The following is a 21,571-nucleotide window of genomic DNA, read 5'->3' on the forward strand; positions in this document are numbered from 1 at the left end:
AGGACGCGGACGAAGGAGAGCCATGGCGACGTCGGAGCCCGTGCGCAGGAGCGCCGCCGCGCTCCTGCGGCTCACCTGCCGCCCCGAGGTCGTCGGCATGGAGCACGTCCCTGCGCGGGGCCCCTTCGTCATGGCCTCCAACCACCTGTCCTTCGTCGACTCGGTGATCCTCCAGGCCCTCGCCCCCCGCCCGGTCCACTTCTTCGCCAAGGAGGAGTACTTCACGGGCATGGGCCTGCGGGGCCGCGTCCGGCGGCGGTTCTTCGAGTCCGTGGGCTCCGTCCCCGTCCGCCGGGGCGAGCAGGCCGCCTCCGTGGCCGCGCTCGAGTCCCTCGTGGGCCTGCTCGAGTCCGGCCAGGGCGTCGGCATCTACCCGGAGGGCACCCGCAGCCGCGACGGCCGCCTCTACCGCGGCCGCACCGGTGCGGCCTGGCTGGCCCTGGCCACCGGCGCACCCGTGGTGCCCGTGGGCCTCGTCGGCACGCAGCACCTCCAGCCGCCGGACACGAACGGCTTCCGTCCCCACCGGTTCTCCGTGCGCGTGGGCGCGCCCCTGGACTTCGGCCACCCCGGGCGTCGACACACCCTGCCGCAGCGCCGCGACGCGACGGCGGCGATCATGGACGCCATCGGCGCGCTCTCGGGGCAGGAGCGCGTGGACGCCTACAACGCCGCCCCGGGTGCCCGTGGCTGATCCGGCCTCCTACCGCCCGGCTCCGGGCGAGATCTCCACGTCGCCCGGCGTCTACCGCTTCCGCGACGCGGACGGACGCGTCGTCTACGTCGGCAAGGCGAAGAACCTGCGCGCCCGCCTGAGCTCCTATTTCCAGGACCCCGCCCGGCTGGCCACCAAGACCCGGACCATGGTGTTCACGGCGGCCGCGGTCGAGTGGACCGTCGTCGGCTCCGAGCTGGAGGCGCTCCAGCTCGAGTACACGTGGATCAAGGAGTACCGCCCCCGGTTCAACATCATGTACCGGGACGACAAGTCGTACCCCTACCTGGCCGTGACCATGAACGAGCAGTTCCCGCGCGTCCAGGTGATGCGCGGCGACCGGAAGCCCGGCGTGAAGTACTTCGGCCCGTTCCACCCGGCCAAGGCGATCCGGGAGACCGTGGACCTGATGCTGCGCGTCTTCCCGGTCCGCACGTGCTCGGCGGGCGTGTTCAAGCGGGCCCGCGCCCAGGACCGGCCGTGCCTGCTCGGCTACATCGGCAAGTGCTCGGCGCCCTGCGTGGGCCGGATCAGCCCGGCGGACCATCGCGCGCTGGCCCAGGACTTCTGCGACTTCATGGCCGGGGACGCGAACCGGTTCATCCGCGAGCTGGAGAAGGCCATGGCCCGTGCCGTCGAGGAGCTGCGCTACGAGGACGCGGCCCGGCTGAGGGACGACATCGCCGCGCTGCGCCGCGTGTTCGAGCGCAACGCCGTGGTGCTGCCGGAGAACACGGAGGCGGACATCTTCGCCCTGCACGCGGACGAGCTGGAGGTCGCGGTGCAGGTGTTCCACGTCCGGCAGGGACGCATCCGCGGCCAGCGCGGCTGGGTCATGGAGCGCGTGGAGGACGTCGCCGAGCCGGAGATGGTCGCGCACCTGCTCCAGCAGGTCTACGGCGACCTCGAGGGGCCGGAGCGCATCCCGCACGAGATCCTCGTCCCGGTCGAGCCCGACGACGCCGCACAGCTCACCGAGTGGCTCTCGGGCCTGCGCGGGTCCCGGGTCGCCGTGCGCGTGCCCCGGCGGGGCTCGAAGGCGGACCTCATGGAGACCGTCCGGGAGAACGCGGAGATGGCCCTCAAGCTGCACAAGTCGCGGCGGTCCGGGGACCTCACCACCCGCTCCGCCGCCCTGCGGGAGCTGCAGGAGGCCCTGGAGATCACCGAGCCCCTGCTGCGCATCGAGTGCTACGACATCTCCCACTCCCAGGGCACCAACGTGGTCGGCTCGATGGTCGTCATGGAGGACGGGCTGCCGAAGAAGAAGGACTACCGCCGCTTCAACGTCACGGGGGAGGCCGCCCGGGACGACACGGCGTCCCTGCGCGACGTCCTGCGGCGGCGTTTCGCCCGCCTGGCCAAGGAGCGCGCGGAGGGCGCCCCGCTGTCCGGTCAGGTCGAGGGGGACGATCAGGAGGCGGGGCGCCGCTTCGCGTACCCGCCCTCGCTCGTGGTGGTCGACGGCGGCCCGCCCCAGGTGGCCGCGGCCGCGGCGGTCCTCGAGGAGCTGGGCCTGGACGACCTGCCCGTGGTCGGGCTGGCCAAGCGGCTCGAGGAGGTGTGGCTGCCGGGCGACGAGTTCCCGGTGGTCCTGCCGCGCACCTCGGAGGGCCTGTACCTGCTCCAGCGCATCCGTGACGAGTCGCACCGGTTCGCGATCGCGGGCCACCGCAGCCGGCGGTCCAAGGCGATGACCGTCTCCGCCCTGGACGGGATCCCGGGTCTGGGCCCGGCCAAGCGCACCGCGCTGCTGAACCACTTCGGCTCCGTCGCCGAGATCCGGGCCGCCGGCGTGGACCGGCTGACCGAGGTCGCCGGCATCGGGCCGCGGCTGGCCGAGGCCGTCCACACGGCGCTCACGGCCGACACGCCCGCGGATACAGTGGAGTCATGATCGAGGAGACCCTCCAGCCGGAGAAGCCGCCGACATCCGAGGTGCTCGTGATCGCCGGGATGTCCGGCGCCGGACGGACCACCGCCGCGCACGCGCTCGAGGACCACGGCTGGGACGTGGTGGAGAACATGCCGCCGGCCCTGTTCGGCACGCTGGCCGAGCTCATCGCCCGCTCGCCGGAGGCGTTCCCGCGCCTGGCGATCGTGGTGGACGTGCGCTCGCGCTCCTACTTCGAGGAGCTGTACGCCGCCCTGCAGCACCTGGCCAACAGTGGGGTGGAGTACCGCACGGTGTTCCTCGATGCGGACGATCACGTGCTCCTCCGGCGCTTCGAGGCCGGCCGCCGCCCCCACCCGATGCAGGGCAACGCCCGGCTGCTGGACGGCATCCGCGCGGAGCGGGACGTCGTCGAGCCGCTCAAGGCGCGTGCCGACGTCGTGGTGGACACCACCGAGCTGAACGTGCACGGCCTGGCCACGGAGATCACCGAGCTGTTCTCGGAGTCCGGCCCCGTCACGCTGCGCCTGACCATCATGAGCTTCGGGTTCAAGTACGGCGTCCCGGCGGACGCGAACTTCGTGGCGGACATGCGCTTCATCCCCAACCCCCACTGGGTGCCGGCGCTGCGTCCGCACACGGGCACGGAGGCCGCGGTCGCGGACTACGTGCTCTCCCGCCCCGGTGTCGAGGACTTCCTGCGCACGTACGTCGCCATGCTGGGGCCGGTGTTCGAGGGCTACCGGCGGGAGAACAAGCACTACGCCACGCTCGCCATCGGCTGCACGGGCGGCAAGCACCGCTCCGTGGCCGTCGCCGAGGAGCTGGCCCGGCGCCTGGCCCAGGTGCCCCACGTCACGGTGCACGTCCAGCACCGGGACATGGGGCGCGAATGACGTCCCCGCTCACCGGCCAACTGCCCCTGCCGCCCGGGATGGGTTCGGAAGGGCGCGGGGTGGGTGCGGGCATGTCCCGCCCCACGGCCCGCGTCACCGCCCTCGGCGGCGGCCACGGCCTCTCCGCGTCCCTCGCGGCCCTGCGGCACGTGGCCGGGCACCTCACGGCCATCGTCACGGTGGCGGACGACGGTGGCTCCTCCGGCACCATCCGCCGGGAGATGGCGGTGCTGCCGCCCGGCGACCTCCGCATGGCGCTGGCCGCCCTGTGCGACGACACCGACTGGGGTCGGACCTGGGCCCACGTCATGCAGCACCGCTTCCGCTCCACCGAGGTGCCCGCCGACCAGGCCACCCTGGACAACCACGCGCTCGGGAACCTCCTGATCGTCGCCCTCTGGGAGCTGCTGGGCGACCCGGTGGACGGGCTGCGCTGGGCCGGCGCCCTGCTGCGGGCGCACGGTGAGGTCCTGCCGGTCTCGCGGGTGCCGCTGACCATCGGCGGGGACGTGCTCAGCGCCGGCCCGGACGGCCGCCTGCGCACCCGATGCGTGGAGGGCCAGGTGGCCCTCGCGGTCGCCGCGTTCGAGGGGCGCGTCACCGACGTCCGCCTGAGCCCGTCCGACGCCCCCGCCACCCCGGAGGCGCTCTCGGCGATCGAGCTGGCCGACTGGGTGGTGCTCGGACCCGGCTCGCTGTACACGTCGGTGCTGCCGCACCTGCTGATGCCGGACGTGCGCGCGGCCCTCGCCGCCACCACCGCCCGGCGCCTCATGGTGCTGAACCTGCGCACGGGAGACCAGGAGACCACCGGCCTCACCCACGCCGACCACCTCAAGGTGCTGCGCTCCTATGCGCCGGACCTCCGGCTGGACGTGGTGATCGCCGACGTGGACGCGGTCACCGACCGGGCGGCGGTGGAGGCCGAGGCGGCCCGGATGGGCGCGCGCGTGGCGTTCAGTAGAGTGAGCAGTGCCCAGGATCCCCAGGTCCACGACCCGCTGCGCCTGGCCGTCGCGATCGACGAGGCGATGACCCACTGACGCGCGCACCTCGCCGAGAAGGAGCACGAGCATGGCGCTGACCATGACCCTCAAGGAGGAGCTGGCCCGTGTGCCGGTCGCCGCGACCCCGGAGCGGCGGGCGGAGACCGCGGCGATGCTGCGGTTCGCCGGGGGGTTGCACCTCGTGGCCGGCCGCGTCGTCGTGGAGGTTGAACTGGACCACGGCGCCAGTGCGCGCCGCCTGCGCGCCGCCATCACCGAGCTGTACGGCCTGGCCCCGGAGATCGTGGTGGTCTCCGGCGGCAACCTGCGCCGTGGTCAGCGGTACGTGCTCCGGGTCGTGCGCGGGGGAGAGGACCTCGCCCGGCAGACCGGGCTCATCGACCAGCGGGGACGGCCCGTGCGTGGCCTCGCGCCGGTCCTCGTCAGCGGGACGACGGCGGCCACCGCCGCCGTGTGGCGCGGGGCCCTGCTGGCCCACGGCTCCCTCACCGAGCCCGGCCGCTCGGCGGCCCTCGAGGTGACCACGCCGGGCCCGGAGGCCGCGCTCGCGCTGGTGGGGGCCGCGCGTCGGCTCCGCGTGGCGGCGAAGGCACGCGAGGTGCGTCAGTCGGACCGCGTCGTGGTCCGCGACGGCGAGGCGATCGCCACGCTGCTCGCCGCCGTCGGCGCGGAGCAGACCGCAACCCTCTGGCGCGAGCGGCGCGAGCGCAAAGAGGTCCGGGCCACCGCCAACCGCCTCGCGAACTTCGACGACGCCAACCTGCGCCGTTCCGCCCAGGCCGCTGTCACGGCCGGGGCGAAGGTGGAGCGGGCCCTCGAGATCCTCGGGGACGAGGTGCCCGACCACCTTCGCTACGCGGGACGGCTGCGCCTCGAGCACAAGCAGGCCTCCCTCGACGAGCTCGGCCGCCTCGCGGACCCGCCGATGACCAAGGACGCCGTCGCCGGGCGCATCCGCCGGCTGCTGGCCATGGCGGACAAGCGGGCCGCCGAGCGGGGCATCCCCGGGACGGACGCGGCCTCCGAGGGCTGAGCGCGGGATCACCGTCGACGGGATCTGGCCCCGGCGCTCCGCCCCCGATCACAATGGAGACGGACGGAATACGCCGCCGAGACGCGAGGTTGCCCGAGGTGGAGGCCGAGGGCGTCCTGTCCGCAGCCTCGCCTGACCAAGGAGGAAGCATGACCGAATACACCCTTCCGGAGCTGGACTACGACTACGCCGCGCTGGAGCCGCACATCTCGGCCCGCATCATGGAGCTGCACCACTCCAAGCACCACGCCACGTACGTCAAGGGCGCGAACACCGCCCTGGAGAAGCTGGCCGCCGCGCGTGAGGCCGGCGACTTCGGCTCCGTGAACCAGCTGTCGAAGGACCTCGCCTTCAACCTGGGCGGGCACACGAACCACTCGATCTTCTGGAAGAACCTCTCGCCGGAGGGCGGCGACAAGCCGACCGGCGAGCTGGCCGCCGCCATCGACGAGTACTTCGGCTCGTTCGACCAGTTCCAGGCCCACTTCACCGCCGCCGCCCTCGGCATCCAGGGCTCCGGCTGGGCCGTGCTGGCCTACGAGCCCATCGGCGGCAACCTGGTGATCGAGCAGTTCTACGACCAGCAGAACGGCGTGCCGGTCGCCACCATCCCGCTGTTCCAGCTGGACATGTGGGAGCACGCCTTCTACCTCGACTACCAGAACGTCAAGGCGGACTACGTCAAGGCGATCTGGAACATCGTGAACTGGGCCGACGTGCAGGCCCGCTTCGAGGCCGCCCGCGCCGGCGCCTCCGGCCTGATCCTCCCGGCCTGATCCACACCGCGCACCGGGGCGCTGATGTCGTGGCCCCACGACGTCAGCGCCCCGATGCGGGGAGGGGCTCGGCGCTCCGGCCCTGTCCCCACCGCGCGCCCGGACCGGGCGCGACCGCTCGACCGTACCGCCCCGGACCCACCGCCACGGGGACCACGCAACGCGAACTAACGAGAGAGACCACCATGACCAAGATCGCCATCAACGGCTACGGCCGCATCGGACGCAACATCGTGCGCGTGCTCAGGGACCGCGGCCACGAGGGCCTCGAGCTGGTCGCCGTGAACGACCTCGCCGACCCCGAGGACCTGTTCTGGCTCACCAAGTACGACACCATCCTGGGCCGCTACCCGGGCGAGCTGGAGCGGACCGAGAAGGGGTTCCGCATCGACGGCCGCGACGTCGCGTTCTTCCAGGAGGCCGACCCGACGAAGCTGCCGTGGGGTGAGCTCGGCGTGGACCTGGTCATCGAGTGCACCGGCATCTTCACGACCGGCCCCAAGGCGCAGGCCCACCTCGACGCGGGGGCCAAGAAGGTCCTCATCTCGGCCCCCGCCAAGGAGGTCGACGGCACCTTCGTGATGGGCGTGAACGAGCACACCTACGACGCGGAGTCGATGCACATCGTCTCGAACGCCTCGTGCACCACGAACTGCCTGGCCCCGATGGCGAAGGTCCTCAACGACGAGTTCGGCATCGTGGACGGCATCATGACCACGATCCACGCGTACACCGGCGACCAGAACCTGCACGACAACGTGCACAAGAAGGATCGCCGTCGGGCGCGCGCCGCGGCCCAGAACATGGTGCCCACCTCCACGGGCGCGGCCAAGGCCATCGGCGAGGTCATCCCGGAGCTGAAGGGCAAGCTCGACGGCTTCGCCATGCGGGTGCCCACCATCACCGGCTCGGCCACCGACCTGACCGTGGAGCTGACGCGCCACGTGGAGGTCGAGGAGATCAACGCGGCGTTCAAGAAGGCCGCGGAGTCCGGTCCGCTGCAGGGCCGCCTGGTCTACTCGGAGGACCCGATCGTGTCCTCGGACATCATCACCTCCCCGGCGGCGTGCACCTTCGACGCCCCGCTGACCAAGTCCATCGGCCAGACCGTGAAGATCATCGGCTGGTACGACAACGAGTACGGCTACACCTCCCAGCTCATGGACTTCGCAGACCTCATCGGCTCGAAGCTCTGAGCCCGCACGGCGCCCGACGGCCCGGGCCGACGGTTCCTCCGTCGGCCCGGGCCGTCCGCCTAGACTGCACCGTGAACCGACCCCGCTCCGGCACCCCAGGAGGCATCATGCCCGCACCGACCCTCACCGATCTGCTCGAGGCCGGCGTCGCCGGCCGCACCGTGCTCATCCGGTCCGACCTGAACGTCCCGCTGGACGGGGACACCGTCACCGACGACGGCCGCATCCGTGCCTCGCTGCCCGCGATCCGGGACCTGGCCGAGGCCGGTGCGCGCGTGATCGTCATGGCCCACCTGGGCCGCCCCAAGGGTGAGCCGGACCCCGCGTACTCCCTCCGCCCCGTCGCCGCGCGCATGGCCGAGCTGCTGGGCACCGACGTCGCCCTCGCCGCGGACGTGACCGGGGACGACGCGCGCGCGAAGGCCGCCGCCCTGCAGGACGGCCAGGTGCTGCTGCTGGAGAACGTGCGCTTCGACGCCCGCGAGACCTCCAAGGACGATGCCGAGCGCGCCGCACTGGCCGGCGAGATGGCGGCGCTGGCCGGCGACGACGGCGCCTACGTGGGCGACGCCTTCGGCGCGGTCCACCGCAAGCACGCCTCCGTGTTCGACGTCGCGGCACAGCTGCCGGCCTACCAGGGTCCGCTGGTCGCCGCCGAGCTCGAGGTGCTCACCCGTCTGACCGAGTCCCCGGAGCGGCCTTACGTCGTCGTGCTGGGCGGGTCGAAGGTCTCGGACAAGCTGGCCGTGATCGACAACCTGCTGGACAAGGCCGACACGCTGCTGATCGGCGGCGGCATGCTCTTCACGTTCCTCAAGGCGCAGGGCCACGAGGTGGGCACCTCCCTGCTCGAGGAGGACCAGCTCGACACCGTCCGCGAGTACCTGCGCCGCTCCGAGGCCGGGGCCGCCCGCATCGTGCTCCCCACGGACATCGTCATGGCCTCCGGCTTCGCGGCCGACGCCGAGCACGAGGTCCTGGCCGTGGACGCCCTCACCTCGGGCGCGCACGGCGCGTCCGCCATGGGCTTGGACATCGGCCCCGAGACGGCCCGGGCGTTCGCGGAGCAGATCCGCGGCGCCCAGACCGTGTTCTGGAACGGCCCCATGGGCGTGTTCGAGTTCCCGGCCTTCGCGGAGGGCACCCGGGCGGTGGCCCAGGCCCTCACCGAGGCCTCCGCGGCCGGCGGCCTGTCGGTGGTCGGCGGCGGCGACTCCGCGGCGGCCGTGCGCACGCTCGGCTTCGCCGACGACGCGTTCGACCACATCTCCACCGGTGGCGGCGCCTCCCTCGAATACCTCGAGGGCAAGGAGCTGCCGGGCGTCACCGCCCTGGCCGGCGAGGGGCGGGCGTGAGCATGGCGGAGCAGACCACGCGCGTGCCGCTGATCGCGGGCAACTGGAAGATGAACCTGGACCACCTCGAGGCCGTCACCCTGGTGCAGCGCCTCACGTGGCTCCTCTCGGACGCGGACCATGACCAGGAGGCCGTGGAGGTCGCGGTGTTCCCGCCCTTCACGGGCCTGCGGTCCGTGCAGACGCTCGTCACCGGCGACCGCCTGGACCTCGTCTACGGCGCGCAGGACCTCTCGCCCGAGGACGCCGGCGCCTACACGGGCGACGTCTCCGGCGCGTTCCTGGCCGCGCTGGGGTGCCGTTACGCGATCGTGGGCCACTCCGAGCGCCGCACCCTCCACGGGGAGGACGACGCCCTCGTCGCGCGCAAGGCCGCCGCGGCCCTGCGCCACGGCCTCACCCCGGTGATCTGCGTGGGCGAGGGCCTGGAGGTGCGCCAGGCCGGCCGGCACGTCGAGCACACGCTCGCCCAGCTGGAGGGCTCGATCGCGGGCCTGTCGGCGCAGGACGTGGCCGGCGTCGTCGTCGCCTACGAGCCCGTATGGGCGATCGGCACGGGCGAGGTCGCCGGCCCCGAGGACGCGCAGCAGATGTGCGCGGCCCTGCGCGCCCGCGTGGCCGCACTGCACGGCGACGACGTCGCCGCCGGACTGCGGATCCTCTACGGCGGCTCCGTGAAGTCCTCCAGCGCGCCGGCGCTGCTGGCGCAGCCGGACGTGGACGGCGCCCTCGTGGGCGGCGCCAGCCTCGACGCGGACGAGTTTGCTAAGATCGTCCGGTTCGACCAGGCCTGATCCGTCCGGCCCGACCGACCGCATTCTCCGTGACGGCCCCGGCGCGCGCCGGGGCCGCACCTCGACCCGAGGAGCCCTCCCGTGGACGTCCTGACCCTGGCCCTGCAGATCCTCGTGGTCGTGCTCAGCGTGGTCATCGTGCTGCTCATCCTGCTGCACAAGGGCCGCGGCGGCGGCGTCTCGGACATGTTCGGCGGCGGCGTGACCAGCTCGATGAGCTCCTCGGGCTCCGCCCAGCGTCTGCTCACCCGCCTGACCGTCGGCTCCGTGGTCGCCTGGGGTGTCGTGATCGCCCTGCTCGGCGTCCTGCCGCGACTGACCATGGAGTCCTGAGGCCGCCCCGCCGGGCCCCGACGCGAACGCCCCGCACGGAAGATCCGTGCGGGGCGTTCGCGCGTCCCGGACCGGTGTGTAAGCGGCCATGAAAAGCTGCCCATAGGTGGCCAGGGAATGACCCGCTGACGGCCATGAGGACTGCCCAGTGATGGCCACGGGAACTGCCCGGTGCTGGCCATCTGGTTTGCCCGCGTTGCTCGTTGCCCGCCGCGTCGTGAGCCGGCGGGGGCCTCCTCCCCGGGTTGGATATCGGTGTCGAATCGAATCCAGCGAGGAAGAGGCCCTGAATGAAGGATGCCGCAGAAACCATGAAAATACTCAGTGCCTATGACCTGACCAAGTCATTGCGGGGCGCCGCCGAGCTGGCCGGTTGCTCCCATCACACCGTGGCCCGGCTGGTGCGGGCCCGCGACGCCGGCCAGACCCCTGGATCCGGAGCCAGCCGCCCGAAGGTCACCGATGTCTGGCTGCCCAAGATCGAGGAATGGGTCGAGGCCTCCACGGGCAGGATCCGCGCCGATGTCGTGCACGCCAAGCTCACCGCAATGGGCTACACCGGCTCTGAGCGCTCCACCCGGCGGGCGGTGGCCGAGGTGAAGGCCGCCTGGCGGGCCGGGAAGCGCCGGGTGCACCGGCCCTGGATCACCGAGCCGGGCGCATGGCTGCAGTACGACTTCGGCGATGGGCCGGCGATCGACGGGGCCAAGACGGTGCTGTTCGTGGCCTGGCTGGCCTGGTCCCGCTACCGGATCGTCATCGCCCTGCGTGATAGGACGGCTCCGAGTGTGTTCGCCGCCCTGGACCGGTGCTTCCGGCTGATCGGGGGCGCGCCGACCTATGTGCTGACGGATAACGAGAAGACAGTGACGGTCTCTCATGTGGCCGGGGTGCCGGTGCGTAACCAGGCCACCGTGGCGTTCGCTCGGCATTACGGCGTGGAGGTGCTGACCTGCCAGCCAGCGGATCCGGCCGCCAAGGGCGGGGTGGAGAACGCGGTGAAGCTGGCCAAGGCCGACCTGGTCCCGAAGGACACCAACCTGCGGGACCAGTACGCCTCGTTCGCTGAGCTCGAGGCCGCCTGCGCGGGGTTCATGGCCATGGTGAACTCCCGGGAGCACCGGGTGACCCGGCGCCGCCCGGACCACATGCTCGCCGAGGAGACCAGCGCGTTGCATCGGATCCCCGCCACGGCGCACACCGTGGCCTACGGGGTGGGACGGAAGGTGCCGGAGAACACGCCGATGGTCTCCTTCGAAAACGCCCAGTACTCGGTGCCCGCGCACCTGCTCGGGGCCGAGGTGTTCGTGCGCCATCACGGCACCGGACCGGACTCGATGGTGGTGATCATGCACGCCGGTGCGCAGGGGCCGGTGGAGGTCGCCCGGCACCGGGTGGCCCGGCCCGGGTCCCCGGCCATCGACGACGCGCACTTCCCCGGCCACGAGACGGACAAGGTGCCCGGGGACTACACCCCGGTGCCCCGTTCGGCGGCGGAGGCCGAGTTCCTGGCCATCGGGGCCGGAGCGAGGACCTGGCTGGTGGAGGCCGCCGCGGCCGGCACCAGCCGGATCGGTCAGAAGATGGCCGAGGCCGTCACCCTGGCCAAGCTCGCCGGCACCGACCAGGTCGACCGCGCCCTCGGGGTGGCCGCGGTGCACCAGCGCTTCGCCCACGGCGACCTGGCCTCCCTGCTCACCGCCGCCGGCCACCGCACCGGGATGCACACCGCCACCGAGGAACGGTCCCTGACCCAGGGCACCGCCGGCTGGGCCGGCCTCGGTACCTCCAACACCGAGGGGGCAGCCCGGTGAGCATCCACACCCCGAACACCGCCGCACCGGCGCTGCCGGCCGATTTGGAGGCGCTGTTGCGGCAGCTGAAGATGCCCCACGCCCGCGGTATCGCCGCCGAGGTACTGGCCACCGCCCGGGCCCAACGCTGGGAGCCGGCCGAGGTCCTCAAGGCCCTGCTGGTCGAGGAGACCACCGGTCGGGCCCGATCCATGCTCGCCGCCCGGCGCAAGGCCGCCGGGTTCCCCACCGGCAAGACCTTCACGACCTGGGATCCGGGCGCCTCCTCGATCCCGGCCCCGACCCAGCAGTCCCTGCGCACCCTGGAATGGCTCTCGCGCAGAGAGAACCTCGTGGTCTGCGGGCCCTCCGGCACCGGCAAGACCTTCTTCCTCGAGGCCCTGGGCCAGCAGGCCGTGGAGGAGGGCAAGCGGGTGGCCTGGTTCACCCTGGAGGACCTCGGGGCGATGATCCGGGCCCACCGGCCCGATGACACCATCACCAAAGCCGTCGCCCGAATCCTGCGCGCCGACCTGATCGTCATCGACGACATCGGCCTGCTGCCGGTCGCCGACGATGCCGCCGAGGGCCTCTACCGCATCGTGGACGCCGCCTACGAGAAACGCTCCGTAGCGATCAGCTCGAACCTGCACCCGGCCGGCTTCGACGAGCTGATGCCCAAGACCCTGGCCACCGCCACCGTGGACCGGCTCCTGCACCACGCCCACGTCTGCCAGACCACCGGAGACTCCGTACGGATGACCCAGGCAATGGCCGGGAAGGGAGTCATGCCACTGAACTGATCCCATCACGGTGGCCAGCACCACCACCCAAACGGGCAAACCAGCTGGCCACCAGTGGGCAGTTCTGATGGCCACCAGCGGGAAGAAACACTGGCCGCCTATGGGCAGAACTCAATGGCCCTTGACACCGGTGGGGCGCCGGGGGCCCCTCAGCGTTCGGAGGCCTGCACGGGGGAGAGGTCCGTGCGCGGCAGGCCCTGGTGGAGCACGGCGCCGAAGACCTCGTCCGGGTCCAGGCGGCGCAGCTCCTCGGCCAGGCAGTCCTGGATCGTCCGGCGTGGCAGGGAGATGCGCTGCACCGGCCGGCCCTGCTGATAGAGCCGGGCCACCTGCGACTGCGAGCGGGAGAGCACCACGTCCCCGTCCGTGCACCGCAGGCGCACCGCACGGATCCCGTGGCCGACCTTCGAGTGCGCGATCGTCACGGGCACCTTCAGGGTCAGGGTGAGCCACGCCGCGAGCAGCATGGTGCTGGGGGAGTCCGGCGCCCCGTCCACCGTCACCGAGCGCAGGGTGGCCACGTCGAGCGTGTCGAAGATCCCGGCCACCTGGATCCGCCACAGCGTCAGGCGCGTCCAGGCCAGGTCGGTGTCGCCCTCATGGTGGCCCGCGCGCAGAGCCCACAGGGCGGGCTCGGCCGCGGACGCCGATGCCGTGTCCGTGATCCGGCGGTGGGCCAGGCGACCGAGCGCCGTCGCCGAGGGGACCTCGGGCGGCACCCCGGGCCACCACGCGACGATGGGCGCATCGGGCAGGAGCAGCCCGGAGACGAGCGACTCATCGGCGTGGGCGTTCTCCCCGGCGCACCACAGCACCACGACGTCGGAGGCGCCGGCGTCGCCGCCGACCCGGATCTCGGCGTCCAGGCGGGTGGGTGCCGCAGGGTCGCCCAGGGCCAGGACGATGATGCGGCACGGGTGCTCCAACGAGGCCGCGTTGGCGGCCTGGACGGCGGACTCGATGCCGGCGTCGTCCGTGCTGATCACGAGCGTGAGGACGCGGCCGAGGGTCACGACCCCGCTCTTCTCGCGCAGCTGCGTGATGCGCTTGGCCACCTGGGAGGTGGTGGTGTCCTGCATGCGGATCTTCACGGGCGCCTCCAGCTTCGTCCGTCGCGGGCCATGAGGGCGTCGGCCGAGGGCGGGCCCCACGTGCCCGGGGCGTAGGGCTCGGGCTGGGTGCCCAGGCTCGCCCAGTGCTCCTCGAACGGGTCCACGATCCGCCAGGACAGCTCCACCTCGGCCTGACGCGGGAACAGCGGCGGCTCCCCGAGGAGTACGTCGAGGATGAGCCGTTCGTACGCCTCGGGGGAGTCCTCGGTGAAGGCGTGGCCGTAGCCGAAGTCCATCGTGACGTCGCGGATTTCGGTCTGCGTGCCGGGCACCTTGGACGCGAAGCGGATGGTGACGCCCTCGTCCGGCTGCACCCGGATGACGATGACGTTCTGCCCGAACTCGTCCCCGTCGTGGACGGGGAACAGCAGGTGCGGGGGCTTCTTGAAGACGACGGCGATCTCCGTCACCCGCCGGCCGAGGCGCTTGCCGGCCCGCAGGTAGAACGGGACGCCCTGCCAACGGCGCGTGCGGATGCCCACCTTGAGCGCGGCGTACGTCTCCGTGACGGACGCCGGGTTGAAGCCCTCCTCGTCGAGGAAGCCCGTGACCTGCTCGCCGCCCTGCCAGCCGGAGGTGTACTGGCCGCGGGCGGAGGCCCCCGCGAGTCCCTCGGGCGTGTCCGGGACGGTCACGGCTTCGAGGACCTTCTCCTTCTCCGCGCGCAGGTGGTCCGCGTCGAACGAGATCGGCTCCTCCATCGCCGTGAACGCGAGCAGCTGCAGGAGGTGGTTCTGAATGACGTCGCGGGCCGCGCCCACGCCGTCGTAGTAGCTCGCCCGTCCGCCGATGCCGATGTCCTCGGCCATCGTGATCTGGACGTGGTCCACGTGCTCCGCGTTCCAGAGCGGCTCGAACATCCGGTTGGCGAACCGGAACGCGAGGATGTTCTGCACCGTCTCCTTGCCGAGGTAGTGGTCGATGCGGAACACGGCGTCCGAGGGGAAGACGCGCTCGATCACGGCGTTGAGCTCCTGCGCGCTGGCCAGGTCGTGGCCGAAGGGCTTCTCGATGACCACGCGGCGCCACGGGCCGTCGGCCGGCTGGGACCGGTCGGCCAGGCCCTGGTCGGCCAGGTGGTGGGAGACGGCCTCGAACCAGTCCGGCGGGATGGAGAGGTAGAACGCCGTGTTCCCGCGCGTGCCGCGTGAGGTCTCGAGCTCGGCGAGCACCTCGTCGAGACGGACATAGGCCGCCTCGTCGTCGAACGCGCCGGAGACGAAGCGCAGGCCGCCCCGGAACTGGTCCCACACGGTCTCGTCGAAGGTGGTTCGGGAGGAGGCCTCCACGGCGGCACGCACGTAGTCGGCGAACTCCTCGTCGGACCAGTCGCGGCGGCCGAAGCCGACGAGGGAGAACGCCGGCGGCAGCAGGCCGCGCTGGGCCAGGTCGTACATGGCCGGCAGGAGCTTCTTCTTCGCCAGGTCGCCCGTCACGCCGAACAGCACGAGGGCCGACGGACCCGCGATGCGGGTCAGGCGCCGGTCACGGGGGTCGCGCAGCGGGTTGCGGGGGACGGTCCGGGACTCACCGGCCACGGACGGCGTTCCTCAGGGCCTCGATGCCCGCGTCGCGGCGGCGCAGGTGCAGGGTGACCACGGGGCGGCCGAGATCGCCCAGCACCCGGGCGTCGCCCGCGGCCTGCGCGGCGATGAGCCTGCCCAGGGAGAACGGGCGTCCGGGCACCTCGAGGTCCAGGCCGGCGTCGCCCGTGATCTGGAGGAACACGCCGACGGCCGGGCCGCCCTTGTGGAACTGTCCGGTGGAGTGCAGGAACCGCGGACCCCAGCCGAACGTGACCGGGCGGCCGACCAGCTCTGCCAGGTCCGCGCGCAGCTCCTCGAGCTCGGCGTCGTCGTGACGGGAGAGGTAGGCGTGGACCGCCAGGTAGCCGTCCTCGGGCACCAGCGCCGCCGTGGCGCGCAGCACGCCGGCCAGGTCCGGGGCAGAGGTCACGGACGCCGGGCCGGAGACCTCGACGCCCTCCACCTCACCGTCGGCCGTCCGCTCGGCGGCAGGGCTGTCCAGCAGGGTGCGCGCGGCGGCCTTGGCGGCCTCCACGTCCGGCTGGTCGAAGGGGTTGATCCCGAGCAGGCGACCGGCCACCGCGGTGGCCACCTCCCACAGCAGCAGCTGGGCGCCGAGCGAGCCGGCGACCTGCACGCCGTGGCCCGGGGCCGCGACGTCGTCCTCGCCGACGAGCTGTACCTGCAGCAGGTCGGGGGCGTCCCACGCGGTCTCGGGGTCGCCGGGGGCGACGACGACGGGCAGCAGCCCGGTGCCGTGCTTGCCCGTGGACTCGGCGATCAGCTGCTCGATCCAGGCCGGCAGTCCGGCGATGCCGGACCCGTGGTCGGCGAAGACGAGCTTGTCGCGCAGCGGGCGGGTGCCGCCCAGGGCCGCGCCGAGCTGCAGGCCCGGGTTGTCCTCGTCGTCGGCGATCAGCAGGTCGAGCACGGCCTCCGCGTCGTCCAGCAGGGCCGCGACGTCCACGCCGGCCAGGCCGGTGGGGACCAGGCCGAACGCGGTGAGGGCCGAGAAACGCCCGCCCACGGTCGGGTCCGCGGTGAAGACGGCGCGCCAGCCGGCGGACTCGCACGCGGCGTGCAGCGGTGAGCCCGGGTCCGTGACGGCGACCAGGCGGGTGCGGGGGTCGATCCCGGCGTCGCGGAACGCGGCCTCGACGACGCGGCGCTGCGAGTCGGTCTCCACGGTGGAGCCGGACTTGGAGGAGACCACCAGCACGGTTCGCTCGAGGTCGCGCTCGAGGGCGCGGGAGACCTGGAGCGGGTCCGTGGAGTCCAGGACCTCGAGCTCGACGCCGGCCGTCGCCGCGATCACCTCGGGGGCCAGGGACGAGCCGCCCATGCCCGCCAGGACCACGCGGTCCACGCCCTCGGCGCGCAGCTCCCGGGTCAGCTGGGCGATGTGCGGGACGAGGGCGCGGGAGTCCTCGAACAGGTCGATCCAGCCGAGCCGCTTGGCGGCCTCGTCGCGGGCCGGCGCCCCCCACAGGTCGGCGTCCTGCGCCCCGAGGCGGGAGGCGACGCGGTCCTGGAGGAGGGCGGGCAGATGGCGGTCGATCGCCTCGAGGGCGGCTCCGGTGGCGGTGAGGCCGAGGGTGCTCATGGGGGGTCCTTCCGTGCGCGTGGCGAGCGGGCGGCGGGGTCGGGGGGCGGGTGCGGTCAGCGATGGGCGTCGAGCCCGGAGCGGACCGAGCCGAGCAGCTCGTCCCACGCGGCCTCGAACTTCTCCAGGCCCTCAGTCTCCAGCACGTCCACGACGTCCTGGTAGGACACGCCTGCCGCGCCGACCGCGTCGAGCAGGGCATCGGCCTCGGCGTAGGCGCCCGTGACGGTGTCCGCCGCAATCACCCCGTGGTCGGCGACCGCCTCGAGGGTCTTCTCCGGCAGGGTGGTCACGGTGTGCGGTGCCACGAGTTCGGTGACGTACAGCGTGTCCGGCAGGGCGGGGTCCTTGACGCCGGTGGAGGCCCACAGGGGCCGCTGCACGGGGGCGCCGGCCGCCTCGAGCAGGCGCCAGCGCTCCGAGTCCAGGGCCTGCTCGAAGGCTCGGTAGGCCAGGCGCGCGTTGGCGACGGCGGCCCGGCCGGTCAGCGCCTCGGCCTCGGGGGTGCCGATCGCGCGCAGCCGCGCGTCGACCTCCGTGTCCACACGGGAGACGAAGAAGGAGGCCACCGAGTGGAGGCGGCGGACGTCGTGCCCGTTCGCCCGGGCCTTCTCCAGGCCGGTGAGCCAGGCGTTGAGCACCCGGCGGTAGCGGGGCAGGGAGAAGATCAGGGTCACGTTCACGCTGATGCCCGCGCCGAGCACGTCCGCGATGGCGGACAGGCCCTCCACGGTCGCGGGGATCTTCACCATGAGGTTGGGCCGGTCGATTGCCGCCGCCAGCTCGCGGGCCTGGGCCACGGTGCCGGCGGCGTCGCGGGCCAGGCGCGGATCGACCTCGAGGGAGACGAACCCGTCCGCCCCGCCGGTGCGCTCGTGGACGGGTGCGAGCACGTCGGCGGCGCGGCGCACGTCCTCGGTCGTCAGGGCGACGACGGCCTCGTCCACCGAGGCGCCGGCCGCGGCGAGGTCGCGCAGCTGGCCCTGGTAGGCGCCCGCGTCCGCGAGGGCGACGGCGAAGATGGACGGGTTCGTGGTGACGCCGGTGACCGAGCGGGTGGCGATCAGCTTCTCGAGCGTGCCCTCGTCCAGCCGCGTGCGGGAGAGGTCGTCGAGCCAGATCGACACACCGGCCTGGGCCAGCGCGGCGGTGTTCGGGTTCTGCGGGGTGCTCATGGTCTGCGGGTGCCTTCCCTTCGGGGGTGGACGTGCTCGGGGCGTCGGGGGCGCCGGGCCTCAGAGGAGGCCGCGGGTCACCTCGGCGACGTGCTCACCGGTGAATCCGTACTTCTCCATCAGGCGGGTGCCGTCGGCCGACTCGCCGTAGTGCTCGAGGCTCACGCGGGCGCCCGGGGAGGAGGCCGTCACCGTGTGCTCGAACCACGGCATCGCGACGCCGGCCTCGACGGAGACGCGGACCGGGGCGTCGGGGCCGTCGGGCAGGACCTCGGCCCGGTAGGCCGCGTCCTGCTCGGCGAACCACTCGAGGCACGGGGCGGAGACGACGCGGGTCGGGACGCCGTCGGCCTGCAGCAGCTCGCGGGCCCGCACGGCCACGGAGACCTCTGAGCCGGTCGCGATCAGCAGCGCGCGGGCCGGCGTCGGCGCGCCGTCGGCATCCGTGGCGTCGACGAGGACGTAGGCGCCGCGTGCCACGCCCGAGGCGGGGGCGAAGCCGTCCGTGCCCCGGGGGAGCACGGGCAGGTTCTGCCGGGACAGGATGAGTCCGGCCGGGCGGTCCCGGTGCTCGAGCACCGTCCGCCACGCCCACGCGGTCTCGTTCGCGTCGGCTGGGCGGACGACGTCGAGCCCGGGGATGGCCCGCAGTGCGGCCAGGTGCTCCACCGGCTGGTGCGTGGGGCCGTCCTCGCCGAGGCCGATGGAGTCGTGCGTCCACACGTACGTGCTCGGGGTGCCCATGAGGGCGGCCAGGCGGACGGCGGGGCGCATGTAGTCGGAGAACGTCAGGAACGTGCCCATGTAGGCACGGGTCAGGCCGCCGATCGTGATGCCGTTGACGATCGCCCCGGCCGCGAACTCGCGGATGCCGAAGTGCAGGGTGCGGCCGTGCTCGTCGCCCTGCCAGGTCGCCGTGGAGCGGCGGGCCGGGATGAAGGAGGGCTCGCCCTTCATGGTCGTGTTGTTCGACCCGGCGAGGTCGGCCGAGCCGCCCCAGAGCTCGGGCATGACCGGCGCGAGGGCCGTGAGCACCTCACCGGAGGCCGCGCGCGTGGCCATGCCCTTCTCGTCCGCGTCCCAGGACGGGAACGCGTCCGCGAAGCCGACGGGCAGCTCTCGTCCGGCCAGTCGGTCGTACAGGCGCGCGTTCTCCGGGTGGGCCTCGCGCCAGGCCTGGAACGCCGCCTCCCATCCGCGGCGGTACTCGGCCGAGCGCTCGGTGATGGACCGGGCGCCGGCCAGGAGCTCGGGGTCCACGTCGAAGGTCGTGGTCGGGTCCAGCCCGAGGCCCTCCTTGAGGCCGGCGACCTCGTCCGTGCCGAGCTTGGAGCCGTGGATGCCGCCGGTGTTCTGCTTCGTGGGGGAGGGCCAGCCGATCACGGTGCGCAGCTTGATCAGCGAGGGCCGGCCGGTCTCGGCCTTGGCCGCCACGAGGGCGTCGTACAGGGCCTCCACGTCCTCCGTGTACTCGGTCACGGCGTGGCCCTGGGCGCCGTTGGTCCAGTCGACCTCCTGCACGTGCCAGCCGTAGGCCTCGTAGCGGCGCACCACGTCCTCGGTGAACGCGACGTCCGTGTCGTCCTCGATCGAGATGCGGTTCGCGTCGTAGACGACCACCAGGTTCCCGAGCTCCTGGTGCCCGGCCAGCGAGGAGGCCTCGGCGGCGACGCCCTCCTGGATGTCCCCGTCGGAGGCGAGCACGAACACGTGGTGGTCGAACGGGGAGGTGCCGGGGGCGGCGTCGGGGTCCATCAGCCCGCGCACGCGGCGCTGCCCGTACGCGAAGCCGACGCCCATCGCCAGGCCCTGGCCCAGCGGACCCGTGGTCACCTCGACGCCGTGGGTGTGGCCGTACTCCGGATGGCCCGGGGTCCTGGATCCCTCGGTGCGCAGCGCCTGGATGTCCTCGATCTCGAGCCCGGCGCCCGCGGCGAACAGCTGCAGGTACTGGATGAGCGAGGCGTGGCCCGCGGAGAGGATGAAGCGGTCCCGGCCCTCCCAGCGGTCGTCCGTGGGGTCCAGGTGCATGACGTTCTGGTACAGCTGCCACGCCACGGGGGCCAGCGAGATCGCGGTGCCGGGGTGGCCGTGCCCGGCCTTCTCCACGGCGTCCGCCGAGAGCGCCTTGAGCGTGTCCACCATCCGGCGGTCCTGCTCCGAGTAGACGAACCCGCGGGCCGGGGCCACCCGGTCCAGGGTCGGGGGGGTGGACGGCTGCGCGGCGTCGGTCACGGGTTCTCTCCTGGCGGATCGGGAGCGTCGGGGTGCGGCCCCGGCCGACGCCGGGGCGTCGCGGCGCGGGGCCGTCGTCCCAGCCTAGCCGCGCGACGGCGGGGCGGGCCCGACCGGGCGCCCCATGACATGGTTCGCCCCCGGGCGAACAGCCGTTGACACGAGTAGACTGGGTCAAGGCCTGCCCGCAGGCGGACCGCCCGAGTGGCCGATCCGAACCCCGGGACGGGCACGCCCACCGTCCCCTCACCGTGAGAAGCAGATGTCATCCTCCCTGGAGTCGCCGTCCGCCGCCCGCGTCGCCGCCGCCGAGCCCGGCGTCGTCGACCGGTCCCCGCTGCCCCTGCGCCGCAAGGTCCGGGCGTACGTCGAGCTGACGAAGCCCCGGGTGATCGAGCTGCTGCTGGTGACCACGCTGCCGACCATGATATTCGCGCAGCGCGGCTTCCCGGACGTGCTCACCATGATCGCCACGCTCGTCGGCGGTGCGCTCGCCGCCGGCGCCTCCGGCACCTTCAACTGCTACATCGACCGCGACATCGACCGGGTCATGAAGCGCACCGAGAACCGGCCGCTCGTCACCGGCGAGGTCACCCCCCGCGAGGCCCTCGTGTTCGCGTGGGTGCAGACGGTCGTGTCCATCCTGATCCTCGGGTTCGGCGCCAACTGGCTGGCGGCCGGCCTGGGCGTGGCCGCCATCTTCTTCTACGTGGTCGTGTACTCGCTCGTGCTCAAGCGCCGCACGGAGCAGAACATCGTGTGGGGCGGCATAGCCGGCTGCTTCCCCGTGCTGATCGGCTGGGCGGCCGTGCGCGGGACCGTCGAGTGGCCGGCCATCGTGCTGTTCCTCGTGGTCTTCCTGTGGACGCCCCCGCACTACTGGCCGCTGTCCATGAAGTACAAGCGCGACTACCAGCAGGCCGACGTGCCGATGCTCGGCGCCATCGCCTCCGCGCGCCACGTCTCCAACCAGGTCGTGCTCTACGCGTGGGCCACCGTGGCGTGCTCCCTCCTGCTCGTGCCGATGGGCTGGGCCGGCATCGTCTACACCGCGGTCGCTTTCGTCGTCGGAGGCTGGTTCATCTGGGAGTCCCACGTGCTGCAGGTGCAGGCCCAGCGCGAGGACTTCGAGGACCGCAAGGCCATGAAGGTCTTCCACCTCTCCATCACCTACCTGACGCTGCTGTTCATCGCCCTGGCCGTGGACCCGTTCGTGGGCGCGCCGCTGATGCACTTCGGCGCCTGAGCGCTGGTCCGCCCCGGGCGCTCCCCGGGACGCAGACGACGACGGCCCCGCACCTGCCGGTGCGGGGCCGTTCGCGTGC

18 protein-coding genes are annotated in these 21,571 nt (G+C 72.8%); 13 read left to right on the forward strand and 5 right to left on the reverse strand.

Annotation, left to right across the window (positions count from 1 at the left end):
• Nucleotides 1–22 precede the first annotated feature (22 nt).
• The 12 genes from AC0VX0_RS05320 (at nucleotide 23) to istB (ending at nucleotide 12,595) form a co-directional block, all read left to right on the forward strand.
• Nucleotides 23–694: a lysophospholipid acyltransferase family protein gene (locus AC0VX0_RS05320; RefSeq protein WP_145951129.1), complete on the forward strand. Its 672-nt coding sequence runs from the start codon at nucleotides 23–25 to the stop codon at nucleotides 692–694.
• Complete coding sequence (gene uvrC, locus AC0VX0_RS05325; protein WP_036315391.1) at nucleotides 687–2,612, forward strand: excinuclease ABC subunit UvrC; 1,926 nt, start codon at nucleotides 687–689, stop codon at nucleotides 2,610–2,612. The genes AC0VX0_RS05320 and uvrC overlap by 8 nt, the downstream gene beginning before the upstream one ends.
• Complete coding sequence (gene rapZ, locus AC0VX0_RS05330) at nucleotides 2,609–3,505, forward strand: RNase adapter RapZ (protein ID WP_044658950.1); 897 nt, start codon at nucleotides 2,609–2,611, stop codon at nucleotides 3,503–3,505. The genes uvrC and rapZ overlap by 4 nt, the downstream gene beginning before the upstream one ends.
• On the forward strand, nucleotides 3,502–4,548 hold the full coding sequence (locus tag AC0VX0_RS05335) for a gluconeogenesis factor YvcK family protein (protein WP_036315301.1): 1,047 nt from the start codon (nucleotides 3,502–3,504) through the stop codon (nucleotides 4,546–4,548). Before rapZ ends, AC0VX0_RS05335 begins: the two co-directional genes overlap by 4 nt.
• Before the next feature lie 31 nt (nucleotides 4,549–4,579).
• Nucleotides 4,580–5,545, forward strand: coding sequence for a DNA-binding protein WhiA (whiA, locus tag AC0VX0_RS05340; protein WP_036315298.1), 966 nt, complete (start codon nucleotides 4,580–4,582; stop codon nucleotides 5,543–5,545).
• A gap of 149 nt (nucleotides 5,546–5,694) precedes the next feature.
• Entirely contained in the window at nucleotides 5,695–6,321 is a 627-nt protein-coding gene (locus AC0VX0_RS05345) for a superoxide dismutase (RefSeq protein WP_036315296.1), read from the forward strand.
• A 185-nt stretch (nucleotides 6,322–6,506) separates the two neighbouring features.
• Nucleotides 6,507–7,517: a type I glyceraldehyde-3-phosphate dehydrogenase gene (gap, locus tag AC0VX0_RS05350; protein WP_044658949.1), complete on the forward strand. Its 1,011-nt coding sequence runs from the start codon at nucleotides 6,507–6,509 to the stop codon at nucleotides 7,515–7,517.
• 107 nt (nucleotides 7,518–7,624) lie between these two features.
• A complete protein-coding gene (locus AC0VX0_RS05355; protein WP_044658948.1) occupies nucleotides 7,625–8,872 on the forward strand; it encodes a phosphoglycerate kinase in 1,248 nt (415 codons plus the stop codon).
• 2 nt (nucleotides 8,873–8,874) lie between these two features.
• Entirely contained in the window at nucleotides 8,875–9,666 is a 792-nt protein-coding gene (tpiA, locus tag AC0VX0_RS05360) for a triose-phosphate isomerase (protein ID WP_010078716.1), read from the forward strand.
• A gap of 81 nt (nucleotides 9,667–9,747) precedes the next feature.
• Nucleotides 9,748–9,999, forward strand: coding sequence for a preprotein translocase subunit SecG (gene secG, locus AC0VX0_RS05365; protein WP_036315286.1), 252 nt, complete (start codon nucleotides 9,748–9,750; stop codon nucleotides 9,997–9,999).
• 290 nt (nucleotides 10,000–10,289) lie between these two features.
• Nucleotides 10,290–11,813 (forward strand): IS21-like element ISMlu14 family transposase, encoded by a 1,524-nt coding sequence (locus AC0VX0_RS05370; protein WP_031943827.1) that lies wholly within the window; start codon nucleotides 10,290–10,292, stop codon nucleotides 11,811–11,813.
• Complete coding sequence (gene istB / locus AC0VX0_RS05375; protein WP_010078636.1) at nucleotides 11,810–12,595, forward strand: IS21-like element helper ATPase IstB; 786 nt, start codon at nucleotides 11,810–11,812, stop codon at nucleotides 12,593–12,595. The genes AC0VX0_RS05370 and istB overlap by 4 nt, the downstream gene beginning before the upstream one ends.
• Before the next feature lie 149 nt (nucleotides 12,596–12,744).
• On the opposite strand, the gene AC0VX0_RS05380 is transcribed toward istB, so the two are convergent.
• From AC0VX0_RS05380 to tkt, 5 genes are read right to left on the reverse strand one after another with little or no spacing between them, the layout of a single operon-like run.
• Entirely contained in the window at nucleotides 12,745–13,686 is a 942-nt protein-coding gene (locus AC0VX0_RS05380) for a glucose-6-phosphate dehydrogenase assembly protein OpcA (protein ID WP_044658947.1), read from the reverse strand.
• Entirely contained in the window at nucleotides 13,683–15,245 is a 1,563-nt protein-coding gene (gene zwf / locus AC0VX0_RS05385; protein WP_044658946.1) for a glucose-6-phosphate dehydrogenase, read from the reverse strand. The genes AC0VX0_RS05380 and zwf overlap by 4 nt, the downstream gene beginning before the upstream one ends.
• Nucleotides 15,235–16,836 (reverse strand): glucose-6-phosphate isomerase, encoded by a 1,602-nt coding sequence (locus tag AC0VX0_RS05390; RefSeq protein WP_044658945.1) that lies wholly within the window; start codon nucleotides 16,834–16,836, stop codon nucleotides 15,235–15,237. The genes zwf and AC0VX0_RS05390 overlap by 11 nt, the downstream gene beginning before the upstream one ends.
• Before the next feature lie 56 nt (nucleotides 16,837–16,892).
• Nucleotides 16,893–18,011 carry a transaldolase gene (tal, locus tag AC0VX0_RS05395; RefSeq protein ID WP_044658944.1) on the reverse strand — a complete coding sequence of 373 codons (1,119 nt, stop codon included), beginning with the start codon at nucleotides 18,009–18,011 and terminating at the stop codon, nucleotides 16,893–16,895.
• A 60-nt stretch (nucleotides 18,012–18,071) separates the two neighbouring features.
• On the reverse strand, nucleotides 18,072–20,246 hold the full coding sequence (gene tkt / locus AC0VX0_RS05400; protein WP_044658943.1) for a transketolase: 2,175 nt from the start codon (nucleotides 20,244–20,246) through the stop codon (nucleotides 18,072–18,074).
• Nucleotides 20,247–20,508: 262 nt separating this feature from the next.
• On the opposite strand from tkt, the gene AC0VX0_RS05405 reads away from it, so the two are divergent.
• Nucleotides 20,509–21,492, forward strand: a complete 984-nt coding sequence (locus tag AC0VX0_RS05405; RefSeq protein WP_044658942.1) for a heme o synthase — start codon at nucleotides 20,509–20,511, stop codon at nucleotides 21,490–21,492.
• The last annotated feature ends 79 nt before the right edge of the window (nucleotides 21,493–21,571 follow it).

This window comes from Micrococcus sp. iso_26, assembly GCF_056172975.1.